The sequence below is a fragment of the Chitinophaga eiseniae genome (assembly GCF_900167135.1).
GTDB lineage: Bacteria > Bacteroidota > Bacteroidia > Chitinophagales > Chitinophagaceae > Chitinophaga > Chitinophaga eiseniae.
Genome location: NZ_FUWZ01000007.1, coordinates 26165 through 41538, shown reverse-complemented (window position 1 = coordinate 41538; position 15374 = coordinate 26165). Strand labels below are relative to the sequence as shown.

Here is a 15374-nt window from a genome sequence, read left to right as displayed (position 1 = left end):
ACCTGATAAAAACAAGTACCTGTTTCCACTGCATTTGCTACTCGCTGCCTTTCCTTTCATAGAAAATAAAATCGGTCATCACAGGTTCCAGTCCGCTCTGCCTGAATTCAGTAGCGATCTGTCCTCTGTGGTAGGTGGAATGATTGACGACGTGAAAGAGGACCTCACTGATTTTTTTGCTGAAAGGTTTCCCTTTGATTTTAGGATGCCGGATGACATCATCCAGGTCAAACTGACGGATGATATCCAGCGTATGCTGATAGTTGGCCAGGTCCAGGTCTCTGCAGACCGGCAGGGAGTGTATGTACCATACGTCCGGCACGGCATCCCGCTGCTCTATGCGGTTGTTCCAGATCTGATGTCCGTTCAGGATATGATTGTATAGCCTGATGGCTTTTTCAGACGTCTTGTCCGCGTGGGCGTTCATCACCTCCCACAGTTGCCGGTTGACGTTGTGATTATATTCAAACAATGACTGAAAAAATGTTTTCATAGCCGGTTATTGTTCTTTTGGTATGAGTGCTTCTATTTCTATTTCCACCATAGCATCGGGCAGTCCCAGTTCTTTCACGCCGATCCAGCTGCCTGTAGGAAATTGATGCGTGTATATTTTCCCGCGGTATGCCGCGTTTTTCTGAAGGTCCGCCATGCTGGTGGTGTATATGTTCTCAAGGACCACGTCATCAAAGGTGCAGCCATAATGTTTCAGCACTTTCTCCAGGCTGGCGTAGACATTCGTCAGCTGCTGACCGTAATCCCCTTTTCCCGTCAGGTTTCCTTTATCATCGATGCTGATGACGCCGCCAATTTTGACGAGGTTACCTATTCTTACCGCCTGTGTGTAACCGTACATTTTTTCCAGTTCGGGCCGCAGCAGGAAATATTCCGGTTTTTCAGATACTGCGGGTGCAGTGGCTGCAGGCGTTTTCGGCGTTTCCTGGTTACAACCGTATGTTGCCAAAGCACATGCCACGATGAGGCTCGCCTGTTTTATCTGTCTGATCATGAGTAGTATTTTTTGCAATAATAGGGAAAATTCTTATTATTGCGATTAAGTCGCAATAATAAACAATGAAAAGAAGGAATACGCAGGCGCAGGCAGCTGTTTTACAGGTACTGAAGTCGTCGGACAGAGCTTTGAGCCATGAGCAGCTACAGGCGGAGCTGGGTACGAAAGTGGACCGGGCCACGATCTACCGGGTGCTGAACAGGTTTTGTGAAGATGGCCTGGTACATAAAGCCATGGATGATGACGGGAAGCAGTATTTCGCCTATTGCGCCGGTTGTGATAAACCGAACAATAAACACAGCCATAACCACTTTCATTTTAAATGCCGCCAATGCGGGAAGGTGGAGTGTTTGCAGCATAAGATGCACATTCCGTTACCGGCGGGCTATGTGGTCACCGACTTTAACGGGATGATATCAGGGTATTGTAATCGTTGTGCCCCCGGGGAAGCATAAAACGAAAAGGCCGCAGGTATCACCTGCAAGCCTTTTCACCCGCGCATAGGCGGAAATCTTTCAGTAACGGGTCTCCTTAAAACTTATATCCCAGCGTTACGGACAGTACTTTGCCGGGGGAGGCGGTTTCTTCTTTCTTCAGGTCGCCATCCACGTAAATCCTTACTTTCATGGTGCTGGTAGTAGAGGGCCCGCTGCCGTTAACCACGATATTGGCGTTGTAGGCGCCCGCAGGGGCTGTAACATCGGGGCTGCTCCAGTTGGCTGTATTAAGGTTAAGCGCATTGTGTGTATCGGCGTCAACGCCATAAACGGCCGCATTAACAACCCCGCCGTTCTGCCCTACGGCTTCGAACCGTACTTTATGCGCGGGCTGGTTATTATCTTCCTTCTTGTCTTTGGAACAGGAGGTCACCAGGACGGCGGCCATGAGGAGACTTGCAATGGATAATTTTCTGAACATATCAACAGTTTTTATGCGTCGTTTCAAAGCGAAACAACGAATACAAAATTATCTTCACCGGCCAGGCGGGACAATGACCCCAAATAGCTATTTTTATATAGCTGTTTTCAGTCATTCTGTGAACAGCCCTTTGCCGTTATTGTCTTGTGTAGCAAATTGCACGTATGATAAAATACCTCCCACCCCTACTGCTGCTTTTATTATCAGGTCTTTGCGGGCGCGCCCAGGAGCCGCCGGGAAGATATAACCGGGACAGTCTTGTCCGGCAGGCGGAACAGCCATTGCCCGACAGTGTCCGGGCAGCTGTCTTTTTCCGTTTGGCGGAAGACTGGATAGAGCAGGACACGATCATGGCAAAAAAATATGCCGGACAGGGAAAGCGGTTGGTCCGTGACAACGTCCGGCTGCAGGGCATCTCGCTTTACTACGATGCCAGGTTGCTGGCTGCCACCGCGCCCGATTCCGCCGCAGCCATCTACCTGCAGGCAGAAAAGAAGCTAAAGCCGTTCACCGACAAAGAGGCGCTGCGTTACCGTTCCATGTGCTGGCACGATTACGCCCATGTGTTCCACTTCGATAAAGATGATCCCGAAGCGTACATCAACCTGCTGATTGAGCGGGCCATCCCGCTGGCGGCGCAGTCGGGTGACCAGGCATGGCTCGGGAAAAACTATCTCGACCTGGCTTACGGCTTTAAAAACCTACAGCAACTGCCCAAAGCGGAAACTTATCTGAAGCAGGCCATTGAAACGCTGCGGAATGAAAAAAGCGGTATCGGATACCTCACAGCTGCTTATCATACGTTATCGGAAAACAATTCCCTGTCCGGCCATCCCACGGAAGCCGCGGCCTATATGGACAGCTTACGGCTGTTACTACTGCCCTACCCTCATGCCACTGCCTGGCTGGACTACTACGCCGGCGAAAGCATGCGCCTTACCGTAACAGGGAAGTTTGACCAGTCTCTTGAAGCCACCCAAAAAGGTATCCAGCTGGCAAGGCAACTGAAGAAACCTTACCCGGAGCAACGTTTGCAACTCCAGCAGTTTTACGCCCTCTATAATAAGAAAGATCTGACGCGCGCCCGGGATGTAGCACTGGACCTCACCACCAGGAAACCTTTTATCAATGTTGCGATGAACCGGCTATTGATATACTATGGCCTGGTGGTCACCTACGAAGAACTGCACAACATCCCGGAGGCTTTCAGCTGGCTGAAACGCTACAGCCACCTGCGGGACAGCATCTCCCAAAGTAATCTGGAAGCGAAGGTCAACGCCCTGGAAATAAAATTCAGGAAAGCAGAAGACCAGCGGAAAATCACGACGCTCAACGCAGCGAACGACAAGGCCCAGTCGGCCCTGAAGCGTACCCGGTTATTGAACTGGTCATTGAGTGTGGTCATCATGCTGTTGTTTATTATCCTGCTGCTCGGTTATTTCTTTTATCGAAACAGGAAAAAAACGACAGCCCAGCGGGAACAGATAAAGGTTTCACAAGCTATGTTGCAGGTCCAGGAAGAAGAGCGGCAACGGATAGCCCGTGATCTGCATGACAGCCTGGGCGGGTTGCTGGCATCTACCAAAATAAACCTGTCAGCCATCGCGGGCCATCAACCCGAACTGAAGCCCGTTATCAGCCAGCTGGATGTTTCCGTCATGGAACTGAGAAAAATTGCACATAACATGATGCCGGAAATGTTACTGAGACTGGGACTGGAAGCTGCGCTGCAAGACCTGTGCAATGCATTTACAACAGACCAGCTGGCGGTACAGTGCCAGTGCCTCGATATTCAGCCCGACATTCCACAGCAGGAACAGGTAACCATTTACCGCATCATACAGGAGCTGCTAACGAATGCTGTTAAACATGCCGGGGCTACCAAAATTTTATTGCAGTGTAATCAAAGGGACAACCGGTTCTTTATTACCGTTGAAGACAACGGCAAAGGTTTTGACACTACCGCAGACAGCAAATCCGGCATGGGTTTCATCAACATCAGGAACAGGGTCGCTTACCTTCATGGCAGTATTGACATCACTACCACACAAAACGGAAAAGGTACATCCATAAATATTGAAGTATATGTCTCATCAGCCATACCAACTGGCCATCCTGGATGATCATCCCATCGTATTGGAGGGGCTGGTCAGGGTACTTTCGGGCAATGGCACTTTCGACATCGCCGGCGCCTTTACCACGGCGAAAGATTTTCTCGTATTCCTCAGTAACCATCCTGTGGATGTAGTGCTGCTGGATATCATATTACCTGACAGTAATGGTATGGACCTGTGTAAAATCATCAAAACAACAGCCCCCGATACCGTTGTGCTGGCACTCAGTAACCACGACCAGCGCAGCGCTATTATGAAGATGCTGGAAAATGGCGCCAGCGGCTACCTTCTTAAAAATGCCTCCATCGAAGAACTGGTGAATGCCATCAACGATGCGCTGGCTGGTCAGCTTGTTTTCAGTGACACCATCCGGGAAATCATTACCCGCCCTGCGCCGGACATGGCGGCAGCGCCCGCCCTGACCGCCCGGGAACAGGAAATACTGAAACTGATCGCTTCCGGCATTACCACCAAACGGATCGCAGAAATGCTCTTTCTGAGCAAGTTCACTGTAGAAAACCACCGCAAAAACCTGCTGCAGAAGTTCGGCGTAAAGAATGTGGCAGGGCTGATACAGGCAGCCAACAACCAGGGACTGCTGAGCTGATGGCTGCACCATTTTAACGATGATACTTACCCCGTATACCCGTTACCGTTACTAACGCCGGTAATGCTGCAACGCGCCTCCCCTTAAAAAGCTGGTATCGCCTACCGGCAGGCTGTTAGCTTCCCGGATCAGCTGGAAGATGTGGTCTGGCCGTACCACCCGGTAGTCGGCATTCAGCGAAGCAGCTACGTTCTTAAAACTGGTTGGGGTAACATTCTGCCAGGGTTGCGCCTGTATGATGATAAAGCGCGGGCTGGTACCGTTCCACCCTGCCGCAGCAGAGGCGATATGGTCTTTCATGGCCTGTTCATTTGTACAGTAGTTGCAGGACAGCGCCATTCCCGGCAGCGTGTTATTGTAGATCGTCAGTCCGCCGCCGGTGTTCTGTCCTGTCATACCCAACAGTGACGGTGCTTTCTGCGCGAATGTCTGCCCTGTATTTTGATTGATCCCCCCGGTAATGGTGTTCCAGATGGTCACTACGCGGAAGCCTGCACGCTGGTTATAGGTTTCTGTAGTCGCCACAAACTGATTCAACTTTTGCTGGTCCGGCCAGCTGTTTGGGTACGTATAGCCGTAACCGGAAGGACCTGATATCAGGTTGTCATTGTTGGTGGAGCTTTGCCACAGGTAATTGAGCGCACCAGGCATAGCGTCTACCATGGCGGGCGACAGTGTCCATCCGATGGGCACTGCACCGCGATCGGGGTTGTTCCACAGTTTACGCATCAGGTGTTCGATATATTGCAGGTTATCGCCGTCGCTGAGGATGAAGGCGACATAGAGTTTATTCTGCAGTGGCGGTTTGGGCGGTATCGGTTTTTTATTGATGGTCCGGGGAGTGCCGCTGTGAAGGGTCAGGTTCGTACACCAGTCACTCGCTATGGTAGGTATACCATAGGTGGAAGACCGTTCTACTCCCGGTCCTTCTTCCGGCCACCATCCCATAAAGTTGGCGCCTGCCGGCATGGAAGCAAGGAAGCTGTTCAGCAGGGTGCTTTCCGCGGGGATCGCAGGATCGAGCCAGATGACGGCAGCGCCCAGCGCTGCGGCATATTCACGCAACGCAGATTTGTGGGCTTCCGGATTCAGGCCGATCAACACGCGGTGGTCCAGGTTAGGCCAATAAGTGTTATACAGCGCCTGGTAGACCTGCAGTTTGCTGGTGAACTGGCCGCGCAGGTCCAGTACCACCGGCAGATTATAAGGCGCGGCAGTCAGTCTGGACAACAGCAGAGGTGATACCACCAGTGCGCGCCTGTCTTTGGCCAGCATCGTTGCCAGGTTGACCGTGTGTATCTGCGCCGGGTCATATACGATCAGTCCCGCTATTTCGCTGCGGTATTTTGTGATGAGGCTCCATTTATCCGTGACTTCCGACCAGTTTAAGCCCAACGACTGCAGCCAGGTATACGGTCCTTCTGCAAACGCATCGCCTTCGTAGGAGAAGATGCGTGGCTGCGTTCTGTTAACGACACCTTTCAGGGAGGCGAACAAATACATTTCAGCCGAAGAACCATTTTGCTGAACACCCACCCAGTCCACCTTCGTATAGGCTGCGCCACGCCAGTAGATACGCAGCTCTATCGACTGATGCTCTGCCGGAATCGTAAAGGGCAGGGTAAAGTTGGTGTAGTTGGAGGCAACGGGAAACTGCTGCCGGGTAATTGTCTGCGAGGCCAGTATCGCGCCGGTGGTCGCGTTCCGTACGTCGATGTCCACTACCGGATCATTATTGGCCGTGTTGTTGTCGATTTTCATCCGGAATTCCGCGACATTGGGACCGGCGGGCAGGTTCGTGTCGTAAGGACCGTAGATCATATGCTGGTTGGCTGCATCGATGCCGGTCTGACATAACCAGCCGTCAGATTCCAGTCTGCCGGTTTTATGGCTTAGCGCGGAGCCTTCTGCCTCCCAGCGGGAGTTCGACTCCCGCAGCATGATCAGGTCCTGCGTTTGTGCCGGCGCCGGAAAAGAGGGTAAGATCTGCCCTGCGGGCCAGCTGATCTGGGCGGAAAGCGATAATGTGAAAAACAGCTGCAGGAATAACAGCAGCGTAGTGGTCCTGAGAGACGAGGGTGTTGGGTTTACCATAGGTTTTACAATTAATACGACATGGTAACAACGAGGAGATACCGTGCCAACGTGGAATACAAGAAATTTTATATCAGGTCAACCAAATTCGAATTGATCTGTTCTATATAAAAATAACCATTTTTAACCAAAAAAGTATGTTATGTTACTTCAAACGCCCCTCGAAACGGTACTGATGTTCCTTTTAATTATTGTGGTTGTTGTGCTGTCTCTTGTTTCCTTCCCTAAAGGCTGAGCAGAAATTATAAAGGCGGCATCTGCGCAGTCTGGCTCTGAGGGTTCCATAGGTACGTCCTTTATACTTTCCCGCTAAATAAAGATCCGTATAGCACCTATAGTTAACCTGAAGGGACTTTACTCTCTTAGGCTGACGGAACTTGTACTGAAAATGAATAGTGTATATTCCCTTCTTTTCATAATTGATCCCCGGGATAACCGATGTCTCTATTACCGACCATGAAAGGAAAGGAGGATCAACGTCTTTCTTCACTGCAAACAAACAATCACACCAAAACAACAAAGGACAAACCGGAAGGCATCCGGTTTGTCCTTTAAAATCCTTCGTGCGCAAAGCTAAAACGGCGGCCACGCCGTCTCGTCACCAGCATTTACCAGCGCATCGTCTTTCGATAAATACAAAATGTTAGTGGAGACTAATATCAGCTGCCGCAGTATCCCGAACAGCAGCCCTACGATAGCAATAACAAAACAGGTAGTTAGCATCTTCCTTTATTTTACTGATAAAATATACCCGGTTAACGCGGTCATCTCCTGCCCGGAGAGCTGCGGAAATCCCGGCATCTGCGGGTAGTCCTCTCTTTTCTTTCCCGGCTTACGTATCCAGGCTTCCAGTCCGGGCAGATCGTTGTGATAGATGCTGACCATTTCCGTTACCGGCGGTCCTACCAGGCGTCCGTCTTTTTTATGGCAGGAAGCGCAGTTGGTTTGAAATACTGCCTTTCCGGCTGCATGGGGTATATCCTTTGCTGCAGCCGTTGCATTTTCTTCCGGTGCAGGCTGCGCCCTCGCTTCAGCAGACAACTTCTCAAAAGCCTTTGTCTTTTCCGCCATTAGTTTTTTATGGGGCGCCAGCGCGTTGGACCTGTAAACATGCCGCCCGCTGGCCATCAGCAGCACTGTAAGGCTCATAGCTGTGATCACCTTGCCGAAATTCTTACCGATATCTTCCGGCTTTCCGGAGATACCCTGCCACATCCAGTACATAGCCGGTAAAGCAGCGGCGGCGCCGCTCAGGATGACAACGATAAGATTCCATTGTATCCCTTTGGAAGGCAGGGTAATCAACACCAGCGGCCCCAGCACAAACTGAAACAAGGAGGCTCCCAGCGTCAGGCTGTACATGCGTTTGCGGATATGATAAAGGGAAATGGTTTCAAAGCGCGTTTCAAAAGCATACCGGCGTCTCCCGAAGTACCAGAACAGGAACAGACCGGTGATGGCCAGCGATGCGCAGAGGAAATGCAGGTACCGCGGGAATACGTTGGGCAGCGCCAGCGCGCTGACAAATCCTTTGACCGTGCCCCATTTTTCGGGGAACAGCATCAGGTTGATGTTGGTCAGAAAAATCAGCGGGATAAAAAGGAAAATCAGTACGGCCAATCCGAGGATGGCAATATGTAATCCTTTATGTTCCTCCAGTTTGTGCCAGGCATATTTATGCAGGTACGTCAGCAGAAAGGCCGCCGTCACCAGGGGTATGATGGATATCCACATCAGGCCTGTCAGCGCATTGGCGGAATAAAAATAGACGGTATAGAGCACATTAATGCTTAACAACGGGGCCACACCCAGCACTACCGCCAGGCTTTTATTGACGGTAATGGTTTTAGCGATTTCATAAGCCAGCGTATCGTAGGCTTTGTCTTTCAGTCCTTTCACCTGTGCCCATAAGGTGAGCAGGGAACCTCCCAGCATCAGGTTCACAAAAAGAATATGGGCCAGGAAAGAAATGACCAGTAATACTACCAGCAACCATTCCGGCAATGGAAGCGGTAATGGAATATCTCTCGGCACAGGGGTGACCGACTGCAGTAACGTTAACATATGATTCATGGAATTGCGGTTATTATTTCGATTGTGCCGTATCGGCCAAAGGTTGAGTGTTATGCATATTGTTGTCCGGGTTGACCATTACCCCGGCTGACTGGGCCCCTTCGAGCGACTCTCCTGTCACCTGAAGATGTTTGATGTAGGCTGCCAGGGCATGAAGTTCTTCCGTATTTCCGGGAAACGGCGGCATATAGGTCCTCCCCTGGTGCATGTTGGGAATGTAAGCTGCCACAGAATTTTCGTCCAGCGGTTTACCCACACCATAAAGCCTTTCAAAGACATACACGATGGAATTGATACCGTTGGTGGTATGGCATCGGCTGCAGGACAGCATAAAGACATCCTGCCCTGTGCTTAACTTATTTTCCGGCGTTACCTTGCCGGCCGTCGCGTAGGTGGCGTAGGTCAGCAGGCCGTTCCGTTTATACAACGGATAATCTTCTTTCCTTAACAGGTTGGAATACATGTACCCCCCGATTACATAAGGCTTACGGATAAACTCCCGCACCCGCTCAAAAATCCCCAGAAAACCAAAGGCAGCGATACAAGGCACCAGCACCATCCACATGCGCACAGAACGGGGCCGCAGCCATGTCCATACACCGAGGACCACTACCAGGGATACAGCGCCGGGGATGATGTAACGCAGCAAATCGTAGTATTGGGCGAATTCCATGGTGCCTACTGCCGTGCTCAAGTTTTCGCGCATCGCTTCGGGCATAGCCTTGTAGTAAATGATAGCCGCTGCCAGCGAAACAGGCGCCCAGCAAAGCATCCACCTCGCGCCGTCCTTCAGGGCCGTCTCCCGCCATTTGGAGTTACGGCTGGCAAAAAGCGTTGTCAGCAACATCCCGAATACGCCGCCCAGCACCATCGCCGTAGGTGTCCGGAAAAACAACTGCGGGAGATAAATAGGATTTGTAAAGCCGCTGATCAGGGAATGATCGTTGTTCCAGTTACCGGGGTCCATCATAAATCCAAGAATGGAAACGATAATACACATGGTGATCCAGGAGAAAATGGACAGGAACCAACCGAAGCGGATATGTCTTATTTTGGCTTTCAGGGAATGGTTGCTTTGCTTCCATGTCAGGAAATAAATCATGATCAGCACTACTTCTGTCACGAATGTCAGCCACTCCACGAACCAGGCAAAATAAAACACGCGGATAAGACTGCCGATGGAAGAAGGACTGATTAAGCCGGCGGAAAACCAGATCCCGACGCCTGTCATGGCGCCCAGCGTAGTCGTAATAATAAAGGCAACCTTCATTTTCCGGTATATGAGGTGGTCCCATTCCGGATCAGTGATGTCTGCAGCACCGGCCATCCTCACCCCTTTTTGCTCCAGCCAGGCGATATAGGGGATAAAGCCAACAGCCAACCCATGATTAATGAATACGTGCACGATAGCGATCACCGCTATCAGAAACCGGTCGTTCAGCCAGTCGAGATGAAACATTGGAAAGTCCATGCAACAATACTTTTAGTATGCCGCAAAGTTAGACTGGTGGCGGATAAAAGTGAAGAAACAGAAAAGCCGGAAGTTTCAGAAAACAAGCCGGCTTTTGCTGATTTAGTAAATAAATACTTAGAAAAGAATTCGTGGCAATACTGATTTTAGTGACAACTATATAAAATTCCGTCACTGCCAGTGGAACTATATACGGACCAACAGCAGTACCAGGCAGCAAAACAGCACTACCAGCGCTATCCTGTTGGCCCATATGACCGCATCGATCACATTCCTGTTCTCAGGATCCACATATCTTGCTATAAAATCTGTTAGTTTCATGAAATAAAAAACGTTTAAAAGATGTTTTTAAGCAATGCCACAATGTGGTTAAACTGTAACAGCACGATCAGCGATAACAGCAGTAACAATACGGCTTTCAGCATTCTTCTGCTGCGATTGAACTTCCGTTCGTTTTCTTTCAGTACTTCTATGGTATCTCTCAGCATATAATGTTTTTTTAGTTAAGATTCATTTTTACCACTTTGGGGCGCGGTATAATTTTAATGTCTTTACGAACACGTACCTCCACCCTGATCGCTATTTTTTCTTCTGTTGAATGTTTATCCATCCTGTTTTTATTGATGATTTTTCCGAAAATTTTCCGGTGTCGTACCCACGTTCCTTTTAAAAAAAGTGATAAAGTAAGACACGCTTTCAAACTCCAGCTGCTTGGCGATGTCCGCAATGGGCAGCACGGTATAGTGCAGCAGCCTTTGCGCTTCGATGGTGATCCTCTTTCTGATCAGTTCACCGGTGGACACGCCATGATACTTTCCGCATAGCTTGTTCAGATAGTTGGTCGTAATATTTAGCCTGGAGGCATAGAACGAGGGTGCTTTATGTGCCACAAAATGCTCATCCAGCAAAGACCTGAACTGTTTGATCTTCTCCTCATAGGTGTTTTTTTTCATCAGCGGAACTATATGGGAAAACTCCCGGTCCAGCTTACACAACATGACATTCAGAAAAGACCTGAGCACGCTGTCAGCGCCTTTCTGTTGACCGTTGTATTCTCTTTTCATAAAAGTGGCCAGCTGTTCCCATTCCAATGCTTTTTCTTCTGTCAGCCGTACATGGCTCCCATATTCCCTTTCCAGGAACGTGAAATTGGACAATGCGTTGTTGTTATACCGGATAGAGAAAAAGTCTTCCGTAAAGCACAGCAGAGTGCCTGCCGCCTTCCGGTTTATTTCCAGGCTGAATATACTTCCGGGATGGATACAGATAATCTTTGGGTGGTCCAGCCGTAAGGTATGGCCATCAACGATAGCCGTACCCTGCGCCCTTTCTATGATCATTAATACATAAAAGCGCCTTCTGTTGGGAAATTCCAGTACGGGAAATTTCTCCAGTACATGCTCCAGGTCACCCACCCAGCAATCATCACTACCCCCCTGAAACATGCTCAGCGACAAAACAGCTATTTCTTCTGTTTTCATAAGCATATAAAAGATTGGTAACGTTAAATGAACTGTTAGTAATAATGCTAACAGACGGGAGGTTTAAAAACCGGGGGCTGGTGGGAAGTGGGGAAATAGGGGGATATATAAATGCCGGATGATCGTTTTATTTCCGGCGGTATGGAGATGATCGCCGTAGTAATCGGTTCAAAAAACAGCAGCACTTCTTTGTGTTTCAGTTCAGGCGTCCGGTCCTGCTGATGTTCATTTTCTTCCAATTTCTGCTGAAGATAACAGATTCCCCGGCATACCGGTATCTGTTCAAAGCGGTTGACGCATACCGTATTGGCAATACGGTTCCTGTTGAGATAAAATGCCGCAATGATCCAGCAGTTGCCCGTACTTTGGACAAGTATGATAGCCAGGAGCCATATGGATACAAAGTGCTTCAAATTTTTCCGGAATCTTCCTTCAGGAGGGTTTGAACGTCATTGATGAGCACCTGCATCGCTTCTTTGTTGGTGCCGTCATAGATGCCCCGGATATGCCGTTGCGCATCAATCAGCAGCATGCCGCCGCTATGGATATAATTGACCGGGTCGGTACTGTCTTTAACAGCTGATACATAGTACCCCTTCTCTGCCAGCCTGAAGATGGAATCCTGGTCACCCGTTACGAACCGCCATTTCCGGTCCGTTATCTGCAGGCTGTTGGCAAAGGCTTTCAGCCGCGGGATGGTGTCATGCTTTGGGTCTATGGTGTGCGACAGAAAATTGACCCTGTCTTCCGCCTTAAAGTGCTGATATACCTGCTGCATATTGGCATTCATTTTAGGGCAGATGGTAGGGCATGACAGGAAAATGAAGTCCGCTATATATATTTTACCCTGGAATGTCTGCGGTGTGACGGTCATGCTGTCCTGATCGGTCAGTGAAAAATCAGGCACTACCGGGTAAGCCGAGTCATACACCGTCTTACCATCCCGGAAATGTTCCGTCACCACCGGCGTCCCCAGGTAAGGCAGCCGCTTCGCCGGCTGCCGGCAGGCCCCCAACAACAGTATGCCTGCCAGCATTAACATAACAACTCTCATACGATAACCTGTTTTTTAATACAACAATCACGACACTACGGCCTCTTTGATGGTGCAAAGGTATTGGCTATCGGGTAAAAGTACAGGAATTAGAGCGGACAATAATTTAGAATAAAGGGACTGATGAGTAAATCTTCCGTCACTTCACCGCATAAATCCGGTAGATGATTTTACCGGGCGCCGAAAAGCGGCCCACGCCAACGGCGACTGTATGGTTTAGCCATGCATACTTTGGGCTGCTGGTCTCAAACACGGGTATTGACCGGAAGTAGTAATCATCCGGCGAAAGTTCGTGGCCTCTGCCCTGCTGCAGCAAAGCGGCACTTTTTCCGCTGGCATGGTTATAACCGGAATACGCCATATAAATAAGTGCGCCATCGGCTGTTTTAATGGTGGCCCGGCTGTCCATCTTAAAGGTGGCGGAATCCAGTGCAAGTCCCCACTCTCCGCTACAGTTCAGTACTTTTCCATGGATGGCCTCTCCTGTTACCTTACCGTCTTTAAACGGGAAGATCAGCCGGGTTCCGTTCAATGCGGGGCCAACTGCCTGGGGTGGATCGAGGCTGATTTCCAGATCAAATAAAAAGGCCGACCGGAGCGTCTGCGCCGAGGTTTGTCTGCAAAGACAAGTGAAAAAAAGTAGGATAAAAAAGAAAATGTTTCTCATGGTGATCAGTGTTTATTGAATGGGGTCAGTTAATTCGTTCCTGGTTTCTCAAAAAAATCGCCGACGTCGCCGATGGCGGTCCTGGTGCATCTCATGATGATATCCTGCAGATCGGAACCGGAAGAGTGCAGCGGGTCGATCGCCTTTACCAATACGGTCCGCAAATCGTACAGCTCCGACCGGTTGAACTTCTTCGAACCTTTTACCAGGTCCAGTTTCATCCGTTCTTCCTGCTGGTCCTGTTTAGGGTTGAAGATGCCATTCAGCTGACTGCACTGATCGCAGACGCCGTTTTTGTTGACGAGGGCGCACCTGTTATCAAAAACCTCCGTCATCGTTTCTCTTGAGCCATTCAGCAGATGTTTCACCACACCTTCGGTTTTATCAAGGATGAGGCATATTTCCTTCACGGGGAAATCGTAGATGTCTTTCAGGATCAATGCCACCTGATGTTCTATAGGCAAGGTTTTGGAGATGCAGGTAAAACAGAAATCGATATGTTCCTTCATCTCGTAGGCCCCGGCATTGAAGGTGCTGTGCACGATCCGGAACGATTCGGCGATCTCCGAAGAACCGATGGCCAGCGCGGCCCCCTGGTCCTGCGCGTCGGCCGGCCATCGCCTTAACTTTTTCAGGTGATCATAAGCGAGGTTGGTGGCTATTTTAAAAACCCATGTTTTCAGGGAGGACTGCCGGTTGAAGGTGGCTATTTTATCAAACGCCCTGATGAACGTATCATGCGTGAGGTCGTCCACATCGTTGCGGTCCGTTACCAACCGGTAGAGATATGATTTCAGCTGGTTTTGAAATGCGGCAAACAACTGCTGAAAGGAGTTGATATCCCCTGCCAGGGCTTTCCCGAGTATGGCTTCTTGTTCCATTATATTTGGTTTAAGACAGGTTACAGGCAGCCTGTAACCTGGTAAATTTCTATAATATATTTATTTTCCCACAATCAAAATCGACGATATGGCTGTTGAAAACCACCCCATTTTCGGAAACGAGGAAGGCGGCTGTTTCCCCCAGCTGTTTCAGGGTGGGACCGGATGACAGAAGATCGAACCGGGTGTAGTTCAGGGCCATCTCTTCTCGGGGAATGCCGCCAAGCGCCGAAAAATCGGTGATCATCTCCTGTATCTTCCGGGTCTCCATCAGGGCGCCGGAACAGATACAGATTGCTTTGATGCCATGTTTCCCGAATTCGGCGGCCATGACCCGGGTCAGCCCTTCTATGGCAGCGCAGGCGGCGGCGAATCCAGCCATATTGGGCGTTTTTGTCCTCGCCATGGAGGCGTTCAGCAGCAACAGCGTACCGGCGGAGCCGGAGGCGATCATGTACTTTGCCGCCACCCTGGAAGTCAGGAACTGTGATCCGCAGATCCGTTGCAAAGGGTTCATGAATTGCCCGAAAGTGGCTACGGTAGTGGGCGTACCGCTACCAGCATCTTTATAGTAGCTCCCGATGCCGTTAAAGACCATATCCAGCCTCCCGTTATCAGCTACCACCTGCTGTAAAAAGGCGTCGATCTCCGCTTCGTTTAACGCATCCACTTTACCCGCTTCGGCCTTCCCGCCGTCGAACACCATTTCATCGGCCAGCGCGATGGCTGCCTCAAGGTCCCGGGCCGTCACATATACTTTAGCCCCGTGTTGCGCAAAAGCCCGGGCCACCGCCCCTGCTATCTCTCCCGATGCCGCAAATATAACGGCTACTTTGTCTTTTAAACTGTTCATGGTAGGTCGTTTTCTCTTTTGGACGACTGAGCGAAACAAAACGATCGGCTTTTGAGAAAAAAGTCTGACATGCTGCAACAAGAAAACTTTTGTAGACATATAAATAATTACTATATTAGCTTCAACTATTCACTGAGCAGCAAACACCCCTG

18 protein-coding genes are annotated in these 15374 nt (G+C 49.9%); 3 read left to right on the top strand and 15 right to left on the bottom strand.

The features are described 5' to 3' along the window. Positions 1-37 precede the first annotated feature (37 nt). Positions 38-493 (bottom strand): DinB family protein, encoded by a 456-nt coding sequence (locus B5D63_RS31495; RefSeq protein ID WP_078672875.1) that lies wholly within the window; start codon positions 491-493, stop codon positions 38-40. 6 nt (positions 494-499) lie between these two features. Further along, positions 500-1006 carry a RidA family protein gene (locus tag B5D63_RS31490; protein ID WP_078672874.1) on the bottom strand — a complete coding sequence of 169 codons (507 nt, stop codon included), beginning with the start codon at positions 1004-1006 and terminating at the stop codon, positions 500-502. Positions 1007-1071: 65 nt separating this feature from the next. Here B5D63_RS31490 and B5D63_RS31485 point away from each other — a divergent pair, with 65 nt between their 5' ends. Then, positions 1072-1464 carry a Fur family transcriptional regulator gene (locus B5D63_RS31485; RefSeq protein WP_078672873.1) on the top strand — a complete coding sequence of 131 codons (393 nt, stop codon included), beginning with the start codon at positions 1072-1074 and terminating at the stop codon, positions 1462-1464. A gap of 76 nt (positions 1465-1540) precedes the next feature. Here B5D63_RS31485 and B5D63_RS31480 read toward each other — a convergent pair whose 3' ends face one another. Further along, the gene (locus B5D63_RS31480; RefSeq protein WP_078672872.1) at positions 1541-1927 is read right to left on the bottom strand and encodes an MmpS family transport accessory protein; all 387 of its coding nucleotides are present in this window, start codon (positions 1925-1927) and stop codon (positions 1541-1543) included. Positions 1928-2091: 164 nt separating this feature from the next. On the opposite strand from B5D63_RS31480, the gene B5D63_RS31475 reads away from it, so the two are divergent. Both B5D63_RS31475 and B5D63_RS31470 read left to right on the top strand, forming a co-directional pair. Beyond that, positions 2092-4050 (top strand): tetratricopeptide repeat-containing sensor histidine kinase, encoded by a 1959-nt coding sequence (locus B5D63_RS31475; protein ID WP_078672871.1) that lies wholly within the window; start codon positions 2092-2094, stop codon positions 4048-4050. Then, the gene (locus B5D63_RS31470) at positions 4013-4648 is read left to right on the top strand and encodes a response regulator (RefSeq protein ID WP_078672870.1); all 636 of its coding nucleotides are present in this window, start codon (positions 4013-4015) and stop codon (positions 4646-4648) included. The genes B5D63_RS31475 and B5D63_RS31470 overlap by 38 nt, the downstream gene beginning before the upstream one ends. A gap of 51 nt (positions 4649-4699) precedes the next feature. On the opposite strand, the gene B5D63_RS31465 is transcribed toward B5D63_RS31470, so the two are convergent. The 12 genes from B5D63_RS31465 to B5D63_RS31425 all read right to left on the bottom strand — a co-directional run bounded on the left by B5D63_RS31465 (position 4700) and on the right by B5D63_RS31425 (position 15222). Next, on the bottom strand, positions 4700-6742 hold the full coding sequence (locus B5D63_RS31465) for a GxGYxYP domain-containing protein (protein WP_078672869.1): 2043 nt from the start codon (positions 6740-6742) through the stop codon (positions 4700-4702). Positions 6743-7315: 573 nt separating this feature from the next. Next, on the bottom strand, positions 7316-7465 hold the full coding sequence (locus B5D63_RS35210) for a hypothetical protein (protein WP_159456245.1): 150 nt from the start codon (positions 7463-7465) through the stop codon (positions 7316-7318). A 6-nt stretch (positions 7466-7471) separates the two neighbouring features. Next, positions 7472-8815 (bottom strand): c-type cytochrome, encoded by a 1344-nt coding sequence (locus tag B5D63_RS31460; RefSeq protein ID WP_235021680.1) that lies wholly within the window; start codon positions 8813-8815, stop codon positions 7472-7474. A gap of 13 nt (positions 8816-8828) precedes the next feature. Further along, on the bottom strand, positions 8829-10286 hold the full coding sequence (locus B5D63_RS31455; protein WP_078672868.1) for a c-type cytochrome: 1458 nt from the start codon (positions 10284-10286) through the stop codon (positions 8829-8831). A 186-nt stretch (positions 10287-10472) separates the two neighbouring features. Next, positions 10473-10607, bottom strand: a complete 135-nt coding sequence (locus B5D63_RS35635) for a hypothetical protein (RefSeq protein ID WP_262488182.1) — start codon at positions 10605-10607, stop codon at positions 10473-10475. A gap of 14 nt (positions 10608-10621) precedes the next feature. Continuing rightward, on the bottom strand, positions 10622-10774 hold the full coding sequence (locus tag B5D63_RS35205; RefSeq protein ID WP_159456244.1) for a hypothetical protein: 153 nt from the start codon (positions 10772-10774) through the stop codon (positions 10622-10624). Between the two features lie 129 nt (positions 10775-10903). Then, positions 10904-11767: an AraC family transcriptional regulator gene (locus B5D63_RS31450; protein ID WP_159456243.1), complete on the bottom strand. Its 864-nt coding sequence runs from the start codon at positions 11765-11767 to the stop codon at positions 10904-10906. A 47-nt stretch (positions 11768-11814) separates the two neighbouring features. Continuing rightward, positions 11815-12180 carry a hypothetical protein gene (locus B5D63_RS31445; protein ID WP_078672866.1) on the bottom strand — a complete coding sequence of 122 codons (366 nt, stop codon included), beginning with the start codon at positions 12178-12180 and terminating at the stop codon, positions 11815-11817. Further along, positions 12177-12821: an SCO family protein gene (locus tag B5D63_RS31440; protein WP_078672865.1), complete on the bottom strand. Its 645-nt coding sequence runs from the start codon at positions 12819-12821 to the stop codon at positions 12177-12179. Before B5D63_RS31440 ends, B5D63_RS31445 begins: the two co-directional genes overlap by 4 nt. Positions 12822-12960: 139 nt before the next feature. Beyond that, positions 12961-13488 carry a DUF3237 domain-containing protein gene (locus B5D63_RS31435; protein ID WP_078672864.1) on the bottom strand — a complete coding sequence of 176 codons (528 nt, stop codon included), beginning with the start codon at positions 13486-13488 and terminating at the stop codon, positions 12961-12963. Between the two features lie 29 nt (positions 13489-13517). After that, positions 13518-14369 (bottom strand): RNA polymerase sigma factor, encoded by an 852-nt coding sequence (locus B5D63_RS31430; RefSeq protein WP_078672863.1) that lies wholly within the window; start codon positions 14367-14369, stop codon positions 13518-13520. 49 nt (positions 14370-14418) lie between these two features. Beyond that, the gene (locus B5D63_RS31425) at positions 14419-15222 is read right to left on the bottom strand and encodes an SDR family NAD(P)-dependent oxidoreductase (RefSeq protein WP_078672862.1); all 804 of its coding nucleotides are present in this window, start codon (positions 15220-15222) and stop codon (positions 14419-14421) included. Positions 15223-15374 lie beyond the last annotated feature (152 nt).

Coding starts and splice junctions, on each gene's coding strand:
- B5D63_RS31475 (WP_078672871.1), top strand. CDS start 2,092: ATGATAAAATACCTCCCACCCCTACTGCTGCTTTTATTATCAGGTCTT.
- B5D63_RS31460 (WP_235021680.1), bottom strand. CDS start 8,815: ATGAATCATATGTTAACGTTACTGCAGTCGGTCACCCCTGTGCCGAGA.
- B5D63_RS35205 (WP_159456244.1), bottom strand. CDS start 10,774: ATGCTGAGAGATACCATAGAAGTACTGAAAGAAAACGAACGGAAGTTC.
- B5D63_RS31495 (WP_078672875.1), bottom strand. CDS start 493: ATGAAAACATTTTTTCAGTCATTGTTTGAATATAATCACAACGTCAAC.
- B5D63_RS31435 (WP_078672864.1), bottom strand. CDS start 13,488: ATGAGAAACATTTTCTTTTTTATCCTACTTTTTTTCACTTGTCTTTGC.
- B5D63_RS31490 (WP_078672874.1), bottom strand. CDS start 1,006: ATGATCAGACAGATAAAACAGGCGAGCCTCATCGTGGCATGTGCTTTG.
- B5D63_RS31430 (WP_078672863.1), bottom strand. CDS start 14,369: ATGGAACAAGAAGCCATACTCGGGAAAGCCCTGGCAGGGGATATCAAC.
- B5D63_RS31485 (WP_078672873.1), top strand. CDS start 1,072: ATGAAAAGAAGGAATACGCAGGCGCAGGCAGCTGTTTTACAGGTACTG.
- B5D63_RS31450 (WP_159456243.1), bottom strand. CDS start 11,767: ATGAAAACAGAAGAAATAGCTGTTTTGTCGCTGAGCATGTTTCAGGGG.
- B5D63_RS35635 (WP_262488182.1), bottom strand. CDS start 10,607: ATGAAACTAACAGATTTTATAGCAAGATATGTGGATCCTGAGAACAGG.
- B5D63_RS31455 (WP_078672868.1), bottom strand. CDS start 10,286: ATGGACTTTCCAATGTTTCATCTCGACTGGCTGAACGACCGGTTTCTG.
- B5D63_RS31425 (WP_078672862.1), bottom strand. CDS start 15,222: ATGAACAGTTTAAAAGACAAAGTAGCCGTTATATTTGCGGCATCGGGA.
- B5D63_RS31440 (WP_078672865.1), bottom strand. CDS start 12,821: ATGAGAGTTGTTATGTTAATGCTGGCAGGCATACTGTTGTTGGGGGCC.
- B5D63_RS31465 (WP_078672869.1), bottom strand. CDS start 6,742: ATGGTAAACCCAACACCCTCGTCTCTCAGGACCACTACGCTGCTGTTA.
- B5D63_RS31480 (WP_078672872.1), bottom strand. CDS start 1,927: ATGTTCAGAAAATTATCCATTGCAAGTCTCCTCATGGCCGCCGTCCTG.
- B5D63_RS35210 (WP_159456245.1), bottom strand. CDS start 7,465: ATGCTAACTACCTGTTTTGTTATTGCTATCGTAGGGCTGCTGTTCGGG.
- B5D63_RS31470 (WP_078672870.1), top strand. CDS start 4,013: ATGTCTCATCAGCCATACCAACTGGCCATCCTGGATGATCATCCCATC.